This is a genomic window from Bacillus sp. V5-8f (genome assembly GCF_002863565.1).
Lineage (GTDB): Bacteria > Bacillota > Bacilli > Bacillales > DSM-1321 > Peribacillus.
On sequence record NZ_PGUW01000008.1, the window covers coordinates 20,012 to 34,921 of the forward strand.

General features: G+C 41.8%; 13 protein-coding genes, 11 tRNA genes and 1 rRNA gene. 2 read left to right on the forward strand and 23 right to left on the reverse strand.

The annotated features are described in order from the left end of the window. Positions 1-212: 212 nt before the first annotated feature. From CUU64_RS12600 to ypfJ, 3 genes are all read right to left on the reverse strand, one after another. Complete coding sequence (locus CUU64_RS12600; RefSeq protein WP_101633990.1) at positions 213-653, reverse strand: acyl-CoA thioesterase; 441 nt, start codon at positions 651-653, stop codon at positions 213-215. A gap of 53 nt (positions 654-706) precedes the next feature. Then, positions 707-1,315: a LysE family translocator gene (locus CUU64_RS12605; protein WP_101633991.1), complete on the reverse strand. Its 609-nt coding sequence runs from the start codon at positions 1,313-1,315 to the stop codon at positions 707-709. Positions 1,316-1,574: 259 nt separating this feature from the next. Beyond that, the gene (ypfJ, locus tag CUU64_RS12610; RefSeq protein WP_101633992.1) at positions 1,575-2,423 is read right to left on the reverse strand and encodes a KPN_02809 family neutral zinc metallopeptidase; all 849 of its coding nucleotides are present in this window, start codon (positions 2,421-2,423) and stop codon (positions 1,575-1,577) included. A 198-nt stretch (positions 2,424-2,621) separates the two neighbouring features. Here ypfJ and CUU64_RS12615 point away from each other — a divergent pair. Next, positions 2,622-2,704, forward strand: a tRNA-Leu gene (locus CUU64_RS12615). Between the two features lie 63 nt (positions 2,705-2,767). Here CUU64_RS12615 and cypC read toward each other — a convergent pair. The 8 genes from cypC to sigW form a co-directional block, all read right to left on the reverse strand. Then, complete coding sequence (cypC, locus tag CUU64_RS12620; protein ID WP_180954589.1) at positions 2,768-4,018, reverse strand: CYP152 family fatty-acid peroxygenase CypC; 1,251 nt, start codon at positions 4,016-4,018, stop codon at positions 2,768-2,770. A gap of 220 nt (positions 4,019-4,238) precedes the next feature. Next, a complete protein-coding gene (locus CUU64_RS12625; RefSeq protein WP_101633994.1) occupies positions 4,239-4,622 on the reverse strand; it encodes an ATP synthase subunit I in 384 nt (127 codons plus the stop codon). 456 nt (positions 4,623-5,078) lie between these two features. After that, positions 5,079-6,881 carry a glutamine--fructose-6-phosphate transaminase (isomerizing) gene (gene glmS, locus CUU64_RS12630; RefSeq protein WP_101633995.1) on the reverse strand — a complete coding sequence of 601 codons (1,803 nt, stop codon included), beginning with the start codon at positions 6,879-6,881 and terminating at the stop codon, positions 5,079-5,081. 457 nt (positions 6,882-7,338) lie between these two features. Continuing rightward, positions 7,339-8,688 carry a phosphoglucosamine mutase gene (gene glmM, locus CUU64_RS12635; RefSeq protein WP_101633996.1) on the reverse strand — a complete coding sequence of 450 codons (1,350 nt, stop codon included), beginning with the start codon at positions 8,686-8,688 and terminating at the stop codon, positions 7,339-7,341. 16 nt (positions 8,689-8,704) lie between these two features. Further along, positions 8,705-10,048: a CdaR family protein gene (locus CUU64_RS12640; RefSeq protein ID WP_101633997.1), complete on the reverse strand. Its 1,344-nt coding sequence runs from the start codon at positions 10,046-10,048 to the stop codon at positions 8,705-8,707. Continuing rightward, positions 10,041-10,862, reverse strand: coding sequence for a diadenylate cyclase CdaA (gene cdaA / locus CUU64_RS12645; protein WP_101633998.1), 822 nt, complete (start codon positions 10,860-10,862; stop codon positions 10,041-10,043). The genes CUU64_RS12640 and cdaA overlap by 8 nt, the downstream gene beginning before the upstream one ends. A gap of 220 nt (positions 10,863-11,082) precedes the next feature. After that, a complete protein-coding gene (locus CUU64_RS12650; RefSeq protein WP_101633999.1) occupies positions 11,083-11,700 on the reverse strand; it encodes a zf-HC2 domain-containing protein in 618 nt (205 codons plus the stop codon). 17 nt (positions 11,701-11,717) lie between these two features. Then, positions 11,718-12,281 (reverse strand): RNA polymerase sigma factor SigW, encoded by a 564-nt coding sequence (sigW, locus tag CUU64_RS12655; RefSeq protein ID WP_101634000.1) that lies wholly within the window; start codon positions 12,279-12,281, stop codon positions 11,718-11,720. A gap of 166 nt (positions 12,282-12,447) precedes the next feature. Between sigW and CUU64_RS12660 the strand changes: the two genes are divergently transcribed. Beyond that, positions 12,448-12,606 carry an aspartyl-phosphate phosphatase Spo0E family protein gene (locus CUU64_RS12660; protein ID WP_101634001.1) on the forward strand — a complete coding sequence of 53 codons (159 nt, stop codon included), beginning with the start codon at positions 12,448-12,450 and terminating at the stop codon, positions 12,604-12,606. A gap of 22 nt (positions 12,607-12,628) precedes the next feature. On the opposite strand, the gene rocF is transcribed toward CUU64_RS12660, so the two are convergent. The 12 genes from rocF to rrf all read right to left on the reverse strand — a co-directional run bounded on the left by rocF (position 12,629) and on the right by rrf (position 14,818). Continuing rightward, positions 12,629-13,531: an arginase gene (gene rocF / locus CUU64_RS12665; protein ID WP_101634002.1), complete on the reverse strand. Its 903-nt coding sequence runs from the start codon at positions 13,529-13,531 to the stop codon at positions 12,629-12,631. A 159-nt stretch (positions 13,532-13,690) separates the two neighbouring features. Next, a tRNA-Ala gene (locus CUU64_RS12670) sits at positions 13,691-13,766 on the reverse strand. Positions 13,767-13,787: 21 nt separating this feature from the next. Beyond that, positions 13,788-13,862: transfer RNA gene (locus CUU64_RS12675), tRNA-Gly, on the reverse strand. A gap of 10 nt (positions 13,863-13,872) precedes the next feature. Then, positions 13,873-13,945: transfer RNA gene (locus tag CUU64_RS12680), tRNA-Lys, on the reverse strand. A 3-nt stretch (positions 13,946-13,948) separates the two neighbouring features. Beyond that, positions 13,949-14,023: transfer RNA gene (locus CUU64_RS12685), tRNA-Gln, on the reverse strand. A 90-nt stretch (positions 14,024-14,113) separates the two neighbouring features. Continuing rightward, positions 14,114-14,198: transfer RNA gene (locus CUU64_RS12690), tRNA-Tyr, on the reverse strand. Positions 14,199-14,216: 18 nt separating this feature from the next. Further along, positions 14,217-14,292 (reverse strand) — tRNA-Thr (locus CUU64_RS12695). 7 nt (positions 14,293-14,299) lie between these two features. After that, positions 14,300-14,375 (reverse strand) — tRNA-Val (locus tag CUU64_RS12700). Positions 14,376-14,384: 9 nt separating this feature from the next. Continuing rightward, positions 14,385-14,459: transfer RNA gene (locus CUU64_RS12705), tRNA-Glu, on the reverse strand. A 23-nt stretch (positions 14,460-14,482) separates the two neighbouring features. Next, positions 14,483-14,555 (reverse strand) — tRNA-Thr (locus CUU64_RS12710). 1 nt (position 14,556) lies between these two features. Continuing rightward, positions 14,557-14,631, reverse strand: a tRNA-Asn gene (locus CUU64_RS12715). A gap of 70 nt (positions 14,632-14,701) precedes the next feature. Next, positions 14,702-14,818, reverse strand: a 5S ribosomal RNA gene (gene rrf, locus CUU64_RS12720). Positions 14,819-14,910: the final 92 nt, after the last annotated feature.

A 14,910-nucleotide genomic window follows, 5' to 3' on the forward strand; every position in this document is an offset into this window, starting at 1 on the left:
TTAGTGAAGAAATATTACGAGTCCGTATAAATTTATCTTTTCCAATTCTTGTCCTGTTTTAATCAAGTTGTTTAAAAAAGAGACTGCCAATCCGGTCCTCGACCTCGTTAAATGGAACTTAAAATTTACTTGGCGGAGTTCCGCAATTGCTATTCTATCGATTAAATTCGCCGTATTTAGAAATTAAAAAAGGCAGCCTTCAGACGACCCCATTACCCAGCAAATTTACCTTTCTCAAACTGTTCGATCCGCTCACGAATAAAATCAGGCACAAGCTCAGAAGACTGAGTATGCGGATTGTAACTGACATATATAATCTCGGCCAAAAGCAAGGGGGCAGTCTCCCCTTCTCTTGTAATGATAAAATCCATCGTCATGCTTGTTTTTCCGATCTTGCCCATCCTGCACCAAATGGTTAACCATTCACCTAAACGAGCCGGACTTTTGTATTCCAAAGTGGTTTTGGCCAGAACAAAATCAAATTGTCCATTCTCAGCAAGCTCTGCAATATCCAACTGTAAGCCTTCCTGAAAATATTCCGAGACAGCAACATCTAAATACGTTAAATAATGCGCATTGAAAACAATTTTTTGCCCATCGATTTCCGAATAACGGACTTTAAGGCGATGGGAAAAACGATATCCTTCGACCATTTCACACACTCCTTCTCCCACTTTCCCTATACTTCCTAAGTGGTTTGATTAAGTTATTTTTGTTGAAACACCATATATACACCCAAGCCCAAGTAAACAAATCCCACGACCTTTCCCTGCCAGCGGGATAATGTCCGGTTTTTAGTCAACCACTCGCTCATAGAACCCGCTATAAAAGCAAGAATTGTAGTATAAAGTATGCTCAATCCAACAAATGTAAGCCCCAATACTAGTAGCTGCATCACGACCGAACCTTCTTCCGGTTGCACAAACTGGGGCAGGAAGGAAAGAAAGAACAATGCAGTTTTCGGGTTTAATACCTCCGTCACGACCGCCTGGCTAAAAGAACTCCCAGAATTTGCAGTGTTGACGGATGGCAAAGCGATGCCCTTTGATTTTTCTAAAAAGGCACGAATCCCAAGAAAAAAAAGATAGGCTGCCCCTAAATATTTTATGACTTCAAATGCAAGTGCCGACGTCATTAAAATAGCTGAAAGCCCCAATACTAGAGCTAGTGTATGAATCAAGTCACCAACCGCAATCCCGAGGCCTGTGAAAATCCCACTTTTTCTTCCTCCGCTTACACTTTGAGCCAATGTCAGCATTACAGCCGGACCTGGTATGAGGAATAGTGTCAAAACAACTAACACAAATGCAATCATATCCCGTCATTCCTTTATACTTAATTTTATTCTGTAAAAATTATATTTTACGAATATTTAAATATTTTACTTAATCATAGCATATCCCTTTGCATTTATGATTTAAAATATGGAAATTTTCACCACTCCATTGGCTTTACTTCTCTTAGATTTTACTTCCATATGGTTTAATATAAAAATAGCAAAGGCCCCAAATGCCTAAAAGCATTAGAGGCCTTGATTAAAATTAGACGACATTCGCTCATTTAAATACCTATTTTTAAAGATTTTTTGCATTAAATGTATCGCCGCCTTGTATACTCCCATTTTGGAATCCTTTGTAAAACCAGCTTTTCCTCTGCTCGGAAGTTCCGTGCGTAAAGCTATCAGGTACAACATATCCTTGGGACCTCTTTTGGATGGTGTCATCCCCAACAGCATGGGCCGCATTCATAGCTTCCTCTAGGTCTCCCTTTTCAAGCAAATCCATCCCTTGGGCATGATGAGCCCAAACCCCAGCCAAATAGTCAGCCTGTAATTCGAAACGAACCTGATACTTATTGTACTCTGTTTCATTTAATCTTTGGCGGAGGGAAGCTAACTTATCAGTGGTCCCTAAAAGGGTCTGCACATGGTGGCCTACCTCGTGAGCAACTACATACGCCATTGCAAAATCACCGGATGCCTGGAATTTGTCTTGAAGCTCCTGATAAAAGCTCAGGTCAATGTACAGCTTTTGGTCACCCGGACAATAAAACGGCCCAACGGCGGAGCTTGCTGCACCGCACGCAGACTGAACACTGCCAGAATATAAAACAAGAGTTGGTTCCTTGTATTCTCCTAAGCCTTCTTTTTGGAATTCCTCACTCCATACCTTCTCCGTATCCGCTAAAACGACAGAAACGAACTGTGCAAGCTCCTTCTCTTGCTCGGTTTCTACATAGGGAGCGGGGTCATTGGAGCCGGGATTTTGGATGTTTCCCAATAAATCTCCCGGATTTCCGCCAAGCAGAGTATAAATAAGAACGATCACCAATCCGAGCCCGCCTCCAATTCCTGCGATTCCTTTCCCCCCCATTCCTCTACGATCCTCGACATTTGAGCTTCCTTGCCTTCCTCTCCATTTCATCGTATTTCCTCCTCGGGCAGAAACATTATAGTGCTCAGTAAATAAATATTTACTATGTTATACCCAAAGTTGATAAAGTTAAGACAAGGCAAAATACGGTACTCGCCCACTAAATCGGTCCCGTTTTGGCTTATATGAAAGGATTGTTTTAATTTCACACCTCTGTTATAATTGTTTTTGTAACTTTATATAAATTACGCGGATGTGGCGGAATGGCAGACGCGCTAGATTCAGGTTCTAGTGGTAGTAATACCGTGGAGGTTCAAGTCCTCTCATCCGCATCTTACTACGAAAAAGAGATACAGGCAGGGGCTTGTATCTCTTTTTCATTTTTTTATAAAATCTTATTTTCCTTTGATGTTACTGATTATAAATCTGCTTTGTGGCAATGTTGGCATTTTGGATAGACTGTAGCTTAAGTCTTGTTTCGGAACTTCATATTCCAATTTGTTCACGAGAAAATCCAGACTCGCTTTCATCACTTCAATGGTAATACCCTCTCCAGGACAACGATGTCCCTTTTCCGGATCGCCACCGCCTTGTGGAATGAAATCAAATAAGCTTCCCTTCCAATCTTTAAATCTCTGCGGTAAGAACTCATTCGGCCTGTCCCACAGCCTCGAATCATGATTTGTACCATACATATCTAGCAGTACTAACATTCCTTCTTTGAATTCACAATTATTCCAGATAAAATCTTTCCGTACTCTTGCACCTAGGAACGGCCCAAATGGATAATATCGGCGAACTTCCTGTATGAACATTTCCAGATAATCACTGTCACCTACCTGCAGCTTTTCTTTATACTGTGGATGCTCATATAGTGCTAAAGCAGTAAAGGTTATGAAGGTGGCGATTGCAACAATCGGTCGTAAAACGTTAATAAGTTCCATCGAAGCCATTTGAGAATCCAGCTGTGAGCCATCAAGCTGTTTGTGAAAGGCCATTGCATGTAGTGCCGACCCTTCCGAAGCCATGAGTTTGCCAGCTCGGACATCTTCAATGACCTGTTGGATCCATTCTTCAGCTCTGGTTCTGGCTCTTCTTCCTTTCCAGTGACGAGGCCCCACCGCTCCAAAGGCATCTACCATGGCACTGAAATCATTTGCCCGATCTTTTAATTCAGATTCCTTTAGCGGAACTCCCGCCCAATCGCATGCTGCCCGACATAAAGCATCCTGTGCTTCATCAAATAGGATGATTTTATCTGCGTTCTCCCATTTGCTGATAGAAGCCTGCATCTTATTCATAAAAAGATGGGCGAGTCTCATCTGATGCGGTGGAGTCATTAACGACATAAAAAGAAGTTTCCGGTGTGTATGTGCTTCGCCATCCATTGTCTGGATTGCATTCTCTCCAAATAACGTTTTTTGCACCCTCTTTGGGGCAGCACCTGTACGCTGAAACCTTTCGGGGTCATAGAATACCTTTGCCGCTTCTTCCCCGCTCATACAAATCACCTTTTGCCCCAGTAACCGCGTTTCAAACAGATCAGACTGGTACTGATTAACCCTGTTCTTGATAAATAAATACCCCTCCTGCATTAATGCGAGGCTGTTATCCAGGCTTTTGTCCTCCGGGACTTGTTCGTTCATTGACATAAGCTATATTCTCCTTTTACTCATGACTAGACAGTGCTACTACATTAATACACAATTTTTATGTAAGAAAAACCGCTTGATTAAACTTATCGTGTAGAACTACTGAAATATACTACACACTTAAACTTTAAAACGTAAAATTATTTTTAATCCAAATAAATAAATAGGCACCAAAAAAGTGCAACCTGATCGGCTGCACTAAGATTGTTGCCTATTAAAATTTTTTTCCATTAGCTTCTTGCATGCTGAAATATCCTAAATTAATCGTCATGAGGAAATATCCCCCCATTATTCCAGCAGCAAACGCCTCCATAACCATTTGATGCTCAAGTTCATACAGGATAATTGCTCCTAAAAGAGCAGCGGCACAACGATTAACAAACCCTAACGACCGCATCCGTTTCCCTGCTGCAAGGCGCTCCTGAATTTCCTGAATGCGCCTGCCTAATACCCACATACAATATACACTTACAAGAACGCCAATGGTTGCTCCTAAAAAATGGGGGGAGAAAGGTGTAAATACCCAGCCTCCAGTTAACAGAGGAAATATATATAAAGATACTTGTTTAAGAAATAGTTTGAAAGCAAGATGGATCAATGATCTAACTCCTTATTAGTAGGTATGTTAGATATTATATTAAAATATTATTATTATTTTCAAGTGATAATTATTCAAATCGTGTTATTTTTATATAAGTACTAATATATATAGTAAACTACCAACTTAACCCAGTAAAAAATTGTTTATTATGGGTTTGAAAGGGATTTTTGAAATAATATATAACCATAATAAATAGTACGAATGAAACAAAAATTGGTTTCAATTTTTTTCGATTGGATAGTAAGATATCTGCTTCAAACTTTGATATAGCCGTACAATGGATAAACAACTTTTGTTACAAATCGTACATAACTTTAATCAAACGTTTGATTAAAAATACCAGAACTGAGATAGGGATCTTTGAACATTTTTGCGCCACTTTTTACAACGCAAAAAGCATCGGTCCAGTAACCGATGCTTTTGACAGTACCAACTCAGTTTCAAATTAATATTTTACTCCACAGTAACCGACTTAGCCAGGTTACGCGGTTTATCCACATCGCAGTCGCGGTGCAGGGCTGCATAGTAAGCAATTAATTGAAACGGTATTACAGAGACAAGAGGTGTTAATAGTTCATGCACTTCCGGAATGACAAAGCGGTCTTCTTCCGTTTCAAGACCTTTCATGGAAATAATGCATGGGAATGCTCCGCGAGCTGCAACCTCTTTCACGTTACCGCGGATGCTTAAGTTCACGGATTCCTGAGTAGCAAGTGCGAACACTGGTGTTCCCTCTTCAATAAGAGCGATCGTACCGTGTTTTAATTCGCCTCCTGCGAATCCTTCAGCTTGAATATAAGAGATTTCTTTCAGCTTCAACGCACCTTCAATGCCTACAAAGTAGTCCATTGCGCGGCCGATAAAGAAGGCATTTCGTGTCACTGACAAGTACTGTCGAGAAATCTCTTCCATTTGCTCTTTAGAGTCGACAAGAGCTTCCATGACTGTTGCTACAATTCCAAGCTCCTGAACAAGATCAAAGTCAATTTCCTGGTTGCGGTATTTAGCAGTTACGTTAGCTAAAATAGCCAGAACAGCAATTTGAGCTGTGTATGCCTTAGTTGAAGCAACGGCGATCTCCGGGCCTGCATGGAGCAGCAACGTGTAATCCGCTTCACGGGACAATGTGGAGCCTGCTACGTTTGTAATCGTCAAGGCTTTATAACCAAGCTCCTTGATTGCTACAAGAACCGCACGGCTATCCGCTGTTTCACCACTTTGTGAAATAAAAATGAACAGTGGGTTTTCAGAAAGCAATGGCATGTTGTAAACAAACTCAGAGGAAATGTGAACTTCCACTGGAATTTTTGCCATCTTTTCGATCAGCTGCTTTCCGACCAATCCAGCATGATAACTTGTTCCCGCAGCGATAATATAGATGCGGTCTGCCTGGTTCATGGCTTCTGTAATATTATAATCAATAGCCAGCTTACCTTGGTCATCCTGGTATGCCTGAATGATTTTGCGCATAACAGCCGGCTGTTCATCAATTTCTTTTAGCATGTAATGCGGATATGTTCCTTTTTCAATATCGCTTGCATCCAGCTCTGCTGTAAATGGGTCACGGTTTACTACTTCACCGTCCAGCTTTTGGATCGTTACATTTTCTTTTGTCACGATAACCATTTCTTTATCCATCAGCTCAAGGAATTGATCAGTTACCTGCAGCATAGCCATGGCGTCAGACGCAACTACGTTAAACCCATTTCCCACACCGACTAACAGCGGGCTTTTATTTTTCGCAACAAAGATTGTTTCATCGTTTTCGTTATCTAATAGTGCAAAGGCATATGAACCCTTTAAAAGAGTTAATGTTTTACGGAATGCTTCCTCAGCTTCCAATCCGTTGTTCACGAACTTTTCGATCAGCTGTACGACGACCTCAGTATCCGTATCACTTTGGAACGTCACATTCTGTAAATATTCACGCTTTAAAAGGTCATAGTTTTCGATTACTCCATTATGGACAAGAGTAAAACGGCCTGAAGTACTCTGATGCGGGTGGGCATTATGCCTGCTTGGAACTCCATGTGTTGCCCAGCGGGTATGCCCAATGCCTGTATGAGCCAAAACGTTTTCGTCCACAATAGCACGAAGGTCCGCAATACGCCCCTTCTCTTTAAAAATTTGGACTCCTTGATCGTTCTTTACTGCGATACCGGCAGAATCATATCCCCTGTACTCAAGCTTTTCTAATCCTCGCAATAGAATTTCCTTTGAATCACTATTTCCAATATAACCGACAATACCACACATAAATACTGTTCCTCCTACAATCGATCTGGGGAACAGGAATGCACGGGGGCACTCCTGCCCCCCTCGTCTCTGAGATTTTTATGTGTGCATTTTCCACCCTTTGTGCAACAGGTTACCCCGCTGTTTTAAGGTGAAAATTTCTGCGGCTGTGCACGTTCAGCCGGGAGGCATCCGCCGAAATCTCGATAAACCTCCTCCTCGTCAACTAAGCAATCTCTCCTTGCTTAGTTCAGGCGCTTTTTAAAAGTGCTACCTTTTTCTCCCTTCTTTAGAGTAAAAATAAATGTAGCCTTTACAACCAAAATTGCAAAAGCATGAGAATATAATATCTTATCTTTCTATACACGTCAATATAATATGACTTACCCATTTTTACCCCGAAGAAGATACCCTAAACAGCACTTTATATAAAAATATGCATAAGAGGGAAGGAAGTTCCTCTTATGCATATCCATTCTTACTCGTTTAATCCCATTTCTTCTTTTACAACCGCTACAATGCGATCTACATACTGGCGGCACTGCTCTGCCGTTGGAGCCTCCGCCATGACACGAACTAACGGCTCCGTCCCAGAAGGTCTTACTAAAATTCTTCCGTTTCCGTTCATTTCTGCTTCCACTTCTCTGATGACATGCTGTACTTTAGCATTTTCAGTAACGCCATGCTTATCAGTTACCCTAACGTTCACAAGAGTTTGAGGATATTTTTTCATCTCAGCAGCAAGCTCGGAAAGTGGTTTTTGGGTCGCTTTCATAATATTCACAAGCTGCAAGCCTGTTAATAATCCGTCTCCGGTCGTGTTGTAATCAAGGAAAATAATATGTCCAGATTGCTCACCACCAAGGTTGTATCCACCTTTTTTCATTTCTTCTACGACATAACGATCACCAACAGCCGTTTGTGCGCTTTCGATATTATGTTCTTCCAGGCCTTTATAGAAGCCCAGATTGCTCATAACTGTAGAAACAACAGTACTGTGTTTCAAACGGTTATGTTCCTTCATATATTTTGCACAAATATACATAATTTGGTCTCCGTCAACGATCTCTCCATTTTCATCAACAGCTATCAAACGGTCACCATCACCGTCAAAAGCCAAACCGACATCTGCTCCTTTTTCTTTTAAGAAGGCAGCTAGCGCTTCTGGATGGGTAGATCCAACCCCCTCGTTAATGTTCAAACCATTTGGTGAAGCGCCCATTGTAGATACATCAGCATCCAAATCCGCAAATAGATAAGTTGCCAATGAAGAAGTTGCACCATGTGCACAGTCAAGAGCCACGTGAATGCCGGTAAATTCTTCATCAACACTCTGTTTTAAATATTGAATGTATTTCTGTCCACCTTCAAAATAGTCGTTAACATGTCCCAGTTCACCACCTACCGGGCGTGGAAGTTCATCATTTTGCAAATCCATGAGCTGCTCAATTTCCGCTTCCTGCTCGTCGGATAGCTTAAAACCATCAGGACCAAAGAATTTTATTCCATTATCAGCAACCGGGTTATGGGAAGCAGAAATCATGACACCTGCTTCTGCACTCAAAGCTTTTGTCAAATAGGCTACTCCCGGAGTAGAGATTACACCTAAACGCATTACCTCCGCACCAATCGACAATAACCCCGCTACAAGTGCCCCTTCAAGCATATGACCTGAAATCCGTGTATCACGGCCTATTAATACTTTTGGACGATTCGTATCTTTCGTCAGTACATATCCGCCGAAACGGCCAAGTTTAAAAGCAAGTTCAGGTGTTAATTCACTGTTCGCTACGCCTCTGACTCCATCTGTACCAAAATATTTACCCATCAAAATCGCTCCTTCTTCATATGTTGTCTACCGATCCTCTATGTTCCAATGTTTTTTTCGTAATTGAAACCGTTGCATTAGCCGATGGCAGCTCCCATTTCACATTGCTTGGTGCTTTAACTTGTATCGCTGTATTTTGTTTTCCTTCTTCAAGTTCACTAACGTTTACGGAAAGGTTGATGTCCGACTCCGTTATTTTATTCAGGTTGTCTGGGTCCCCTGAAAGGGTAATACTTGTCCGCCCTGATGCGGGAGAAATAAATGTAAGGATCATTTCGTCGGTCAACCCGACAGTCTGTATTTTAATGTCATGGAATGTTTTTGTTTGAGCGACTACTTCCTCTTCTTGCTGTTCTTCCTGATTCTTCTGTGGTTCATCTTGAACCGCTTTTTCTGTGGATTCTTTTTCAGTCGTAATCTTAACAGTAGCTGTGTCCTTCGAGATTTTTTGAACATTATCAGGAAGTTCAATCGGCAAGTCAAGCTCTGTATCACCTTTTACATTGTCCAATGAAACTGGCAACCGTACTTGTTTTATTGCCGCGAGTACCGATTCACTGCCATATATAGTCACTTCTTTCGGTTCCACGCTAATATCTTTTATTTTTAATCCGTTAGCAAGGGTTCCTGTTTGGAATGCTACTATTGGCACCTTTTTTGATGGAATACTAACATGTATGGAAACATTTACCTCGCTCGGTTCAACTAAAACATGAAGCTTATTTAAATCCCGATCAAGGGCCTGGACTTTCGCTGTCTGATGTACAGTGTCCGTAATACCGCCATTTAACTCAACAATTGCTTTTACATATGCAATTCTTTCAATCAAATCTTTTGCGCCGGTTATTTTTACGGTCTCAGGATTAACGATCGGCTGTCCTGCCTCATACCCGTCCTTAAGTAAAGACCGGTTAAACTCGGGATCGACTGAAAACTGCTGCGTAACTCGTTCCTGTATCGTAACAGTAGCAACTTCTGGATTAATAGTAGCAGTTAATTTTTCATTCATATCCCGGACCTTCATACGCACGTTTTTCTTCCCGAGAGATATCTCCGGGTCTGATAAATCAATATATACTCTAAGGTCGCCACGGTTTTTCGCTGAAACCACCAAAGGCTTAGCCCCTTTTAATGTAACATCCACTGTACGGGGCGCTCCGGTTACCACTAGGTTTTCCTGATCATAATCTATCTCAACAGGTACATTTTCAATGGTTGCCGAATATGTCTGGCCCGGAGTGTTGAAGCCCATCTGCCCTTTGCTGGATTCAGGTTGCAGATTAATGGAAGTAAATAATAGAGCAGCCAAGGCAAGGGAAACAATCCGGATGAACCAGGTGCTATTCATTAATTTATCCATCTTTCCTCCCCCTCCAATTCCAGCGTACTGAAGAAGTTGATCGATTGTCGAGAACCAACGCGTTCAACAACAATTCCCTAAAGGTGTCCTGATCTAAATCCCGGTGCAGGTCTCCACTTTTAGTAAGGGAGATCGCTCCTGTTTCTTCTGATACCACAATGGTGATACAATCCGTCACTTCACTCACACCTAGTGCGGCACGGTGCCTTGTACCAAGCTCTTTTGAAATAAAAGGGCTCTCCGAAAGCGGCAAATAACAGGCAGCAGCGGCTACCTGCTTGTTCTGGATAATTACAGCCCCGTCATGGAGTGGAGTATTCGGAATAAAAATATTGATTAACAATTCACTGGAAATCTTCGAACCGAGTGGTATTCCAGTTTCAATATAATCATTTAATCCTGTTTCCCGTTCAATGGAAATCAGAGCCCCAATACGCCTTTTTGCCATATATGAAGCAGCTTTGATGACTTCCTCGACCAATCGGTCTTGTTCATCTTCTTCTTGTACAGCACTCCTTGTGAACAGTTTCCCTCTTCCTAGTTGTTCAAGGGCCCGCCGCAGTTCAGGCTGGAAAATAATAATGATTGCAAGGATACCCCAATTCATCGCTTGTTGCATTAACCAACCGATTGTATTCAATCCAATCAGCCGGCTAAGGCTATGTACAATGACAATCACAAAAATCCCTTTTAAGAGCTGAACAGCTTTTGTGCCCCGAATAACCATCAAGAGTTTATATATCACAAACCAGACAAGGAGAATATCGATGAAATTGACGATAAAATCCAGGAAAGTAAAATTGGATAACGACATATTACTTCCTCCAGTCGGCAATACTCTTTTATGAAATAAATTCAATTGTAACTTTACTATTATATCATAGTTTATCCCGCTACATCTTTAACATTATAGATTGAAACTGCAAAGTGTGTCTAAAAAATAGTTCTAAAAAAACGGATTTTCATTGGAAAAGTATAACGTTTTTTCCAACGGAAATCCGGTGATTTATTCAGGAACAAATCTTCATCCTGAGTTACTTGTTTTCATTGATTTCAAAAATGGCTTTTCCCGTATTTTTTATTTTAAACCAGAGCCATTCAAAGACCTGGTCAATCTCATTAATCTCTCCAGTTACGTTTCCCGCCGACGCCAGATATTGGTGCCCATGGATCACTGTAACATTACCATTTACCGTGCCTTCGATCCGTATATCCCCATTTTGCACTACAACATCTCCATTTACAGTTTCACCTTTCGGAACCACCACCATCTCATTTTCAACCATCAGGTTTGGCTGCCTAGAAACGGAAAATTGTTCGTCCTGCGTATACGTTCCGAATAAAGTACCTGCCATCAATAAGAGAAATACCGATGCAGCAATCAAAAACGGATGGTTTTTCATCCAGCGTTCCGCACCTACTTTTTTCCTTTCTTTCGGGAGTGAAGACATTACCTTTTTTGTAAAATCAGCAGGAGCAGAAAGTCCGGAGGTGCTTTGGATGAGGATAACCGTCTTTTCTAATTCATGCAAATGCGTCCGGCAAGCTTCACAACTACGTAAATGCCCGCGCAAAACCGCTTCGCTTTCCTTCGTTATATCTTCATCTAAATACTCATGCATCAAGCTGATGATTTCATCAGGGCATTTCATCATTCTCACCTTCTTCTCTATAAATGGCGCAGCTGGTTTCTTAATGCTTCTCGGCCACGGTGTATCCTGGTTTTCACTGTTCCAACAGGCAATTCCAGTATTTCACTGATTTCCTTTAGCGATAATTCCTCAATATACTTGAGTACAATCGGGGCTCTGTACTTATCCGGCAACTTTTTGATTGCTGCCTGTATGGTTTCCTGAATTTCCATGGACTCTACTTCATCTTCCGGCAAAACAGTTTCAGCGGCAATTTGGGAATACATATCAAGACCATCTGTACCAGCTACTTCTGCATCAAGATAAAAATCAGGCTTTTTCTTTCTGATCCGGTCGATGCATAAATTGGTCGCAATCCTGTAAAGCCAGGTCGAGAATTTCATGTTGATATTAAAACTATGAATGTTAACAAATGCTCTCAAAAACGCTTCCTGTGCTAAATCCTCTGCTTCATGTTTGTTGCCGAGCATCCTGTAACAAATTTGGAAAACTTTATCCTTATACAGCTCGACAATTTCAGCAAAGGAGTTTTGATCTCCCTTTAAAACCTGTTTTATCCTTTGTTTTACGATAGCTTCCATTCTTTCTGTTTACCTCCGCTCAAGCGGCTATACGACATTTACGGTTCGCACGCAAAAAGGTTTCAAAAACCTCATTATAATATTAACAAAGATGCCGATCTTATGTTTATAAAATGAATAATTAGGGTAAGAAAGAAAAAAAGGTGGGAAAGAGAGGAATTTTCAGATGACCGCGGAACAGCTTTTACGAAACATTGAAGAGTGTAGAGAAAGAATGATTGATTTAGCTTCATATTCTTCGATGGTCGACCATCAGGTGGTAGAAGCCAGCACTGAATTGGACAAACTAATAAATCAATATATTTACTTAACGAAGAAACAGTAACCCCGAGGTTACTGTTTTATTTTCAAAGCAATTTTTCTCCCAAGAGGGAACCCATTAGCGCAACTGCCACTTTTGCGGTCTTGTTTCGTTCATCCAATATTGGATTTACCTCCACAAACTCTGCAGATGTGACTATTGAAGCCTCTGCAAGCATTTCCATAGCCAAATGGCTTTCGCGATAACTTATCCCGCCAATTACCGGTGTTCCTACACCTGGGGCATCCTGAGGATCAATCCCATCTAGATCCAGTGATAAATGTACCCCGTCTGTCTTACCCTTTAAGTAGCTTATGGTTTCTTCCATTACTTTTGCCATGCCAAGCCGGTCTATTTCATGCATTGTAAAAACCTTAATTCCTTTAGCCCGGATTAACTCTTTTTCTCCATGATCAAGAGAACGTGCTCCAATTATGACGATATTATCTGGCTTAATCTTAGGGGCATAGCCATACATATTCACCAAATCCGGATGGCCAATTCCTAGACTTATCGCCAAAGGCATTCCATGGATATTTCCAGAGGGTGAGGTTTCCTCGGTATTTAAATCACCATGAGCATCATACCAGATCACACCCAGCTTATCATAATGTTTCGCAACTCCCGCAAGCGTGCCAATTGCGATGCTGTGATCCCCACCTAAAACAAGAGGAAAGGAACCGTTCTCAATAATTTCATCCACCTTTTCTGCAAGTAAAGCATTTCCTTTCCCCACTAGTTCCAAATTTTTTAAATTGGACTTGAGGTTTTCTTCTAAGCGAGGCCTTCCAACAACAATGTCGCCTAAATCATCAACTTCTATTTCAAGTGCTTCTAATCTCTCAACCACTCCGGCATACCGTATTGCGCTTGGTCCCATATCTACTCCGCGCCTAGTTTGTCCAAGGTCCATCGGTAACCCAATAATAGATATTTTACTCACCGTCATTGTTAGCATCCCCCTTTACTATTTCTATAATATAACTGAAAATTCAAATGGTTCAACCTAACAATTTTATGCATAAGTATGCGCATCCAAAATCTATGAAATAAAAAAAGCCTTAAACCAGTCAGGTTTAAGACGAAAATTTGGTGTTATGTAGTTAGATGGTGGAGCCTAGCGGGATCGAACCGCTGACCTCCTGCGTGCAAGGCAGGCGCTCTCCCAGCTGAGCTAAGGCCCCACGTGTATTAAAAATATTCCTTGGAGCGGAAGACGGGATTCGAACCCGCGACCCCAACCTTGGCAAGGTTGTATTCTACCACTGAACTACTTCCGCAGGAAGTAAATGAGCCATGAAGGACTCGAACCTTCGACCCTCTGATTAAAAGTCAGATGCTCTACCGACTGAGCTAATGGCTCGAATGGCTGGGCTAGCAGGATTCGAACCTACGAATGACGGAGTCAAAGTCCGTTGCCTTACCGCTTGGCTATAGCCCAATAGAACAAATCTATGATATAAAATAGGTGATAATTGTATAATTCCCTTAAGACTAGAATATATAACTGATGCACAAAATATTTTTCAAATGGTGGAGGGGGACGGATTCGAACCGCCGAACCCGGAGGGAGCGGATTTACAGTCCGCCGCGTTTAGCCACTTCGCTACCCCTCCACGAATAAAAAATCTAAATGGTGCCGGCAAGAGGACTTGAACCCCCAACCTACTGATTACAAGTCAGTTGCTCTACCAATTGAGCTACACCGGCATTTACATGGTGGAGGATGACGGGATCGAACCGCCGACCCCCTGCTTGTAAGGCAGGTGCTCTCCCAGCTGAGCTAATCCTCCGTAAAATAATGGTGACCCCTACGGGATTCGAACCCGTGTTACCGCCGTGAAAGGGCGGTGTCTTAACCGCTTGACCAAGGGGCCAGTAGAATTACAAAAAATCAGAAAGCTCCCAAGCGGGCTCGAACCGCTGACCTCTTCCTTACCATGGAAGTGCTCTACCTGCTGAGCTATGGAAGCATGGCTCCGCAGGTAGGACTCGAACCTACGACCGTTCGGTTAACAGCCGAATGCTCTACCACTGAGCTACTGCGGAATAGTTAAAATGAAAAACTGAAACAGATATTATCTCAATAAATGTATATATCATTATTTAACAGAATACAGCCTGGCAACTTCCTACTCTCACAGGGGGAGATCCCCCAACTACCATCGGCGCTGAAGAGCTTAACTTCCGTGTTCGGAATGGGAACGGGTGTGGCCTCTTCGCCATCGCCACCAGACATTATTCTATTTTATAAGACATTAACTATTATAATATCTTATGATAAAGTTTATCAAGAAGAAATTCTTGTTATTCCTTCAAAACTGGATA

What these genes read in the sequence shown, in the direction of transcription:
- CUU64_RS12600 (WP_101633990.1), bottom strand. Translation starts at nt 653, where the DNA reads ATGGTCGAAGGATATCGTTTTTCCCATCGCCTTAAAGTCCGTTATTCG.
- CUU64_RS12605 (WP_101633991.1), bottom strand. Translation starts at nt 1,315, where the DNA reads ATGATTGCATTTGTGTTAGTTGTTTTGACACTATTCCTCATACCAGGT.
- ypfJ (WP_101633992.1), bottom strand. Translation starts at nt 2,423, where the DNA reads ATGAAATGGAGAGGAAGGCAAGGAAGCTCAAATGTCGAGGATCGTAGA.
- cypC (WP_180954589.1), bottom strand. Translation starts at nt 4,018, where the DNA reads ATGAACGAACAAGTCCCGGAGGACAAAAGCCTGGATAACAGCCTCGCA.
- glmS (WP_101633995.1), bottom strand. Translation starts at nt 6,881, where the DNA reads ATGTGTGGTATTGTCGGTTATATTGGAAATAGTGATTCAAAGGAAATT.
- glmM (WP_101633996.1), bottom strand. Translation starts at nt 8,688, where the DNA reads ATGGGTAAATATTTTGGTACAGATGGAGTCAGAGGCGTAGCGAACAGT.
- CUU64_RS12640 (WP_101633997.1), bottom strand. Translation starts at nt 10,048, where the DNA reads ATGGATAAATTAATGAATAGCACCTGGTTCATCCGGATTGTTTCCCTT.
- cdaA (WP_101633998.1), bottom strand. Translation starts at nt 10,862, where the DNA reads ATGTCGTTATCCAATTTTACTTTCCTGGATTTTATCGTCAATTTCATC.
- CUU64_RS12650 (WP_101633999.1), bottom strand. Translation starts at nt 11,700, where the DNA reads ATGAAATGCCCTGATGAAATCATCAGCTTGATGCATGAGTATTTAGAT.
- sigW (WP_101634000.1), bottom strand. Translation starts at nt 12,281, where the DNA reads ATGGAAGCTATCGTAAAACAAAGGATAAAACAGGTTTTAAAGGGAGAT.
- CUU64_RS12660 (WP_101634001.1), top strand. Translation starts at nt 12,448, where the DNA reads ATGACCGCGGAACAGCTTTTACGAAACATTGAAGAGTGTAGAGAAAGA.
- rocF (WP_101634002.1), bottom strand. Translation starts at nt 13,531, where the DNA reads ATGACGGTGAGTAAAATATCTATTATTGGGTTACCGATGGACCTTGGA.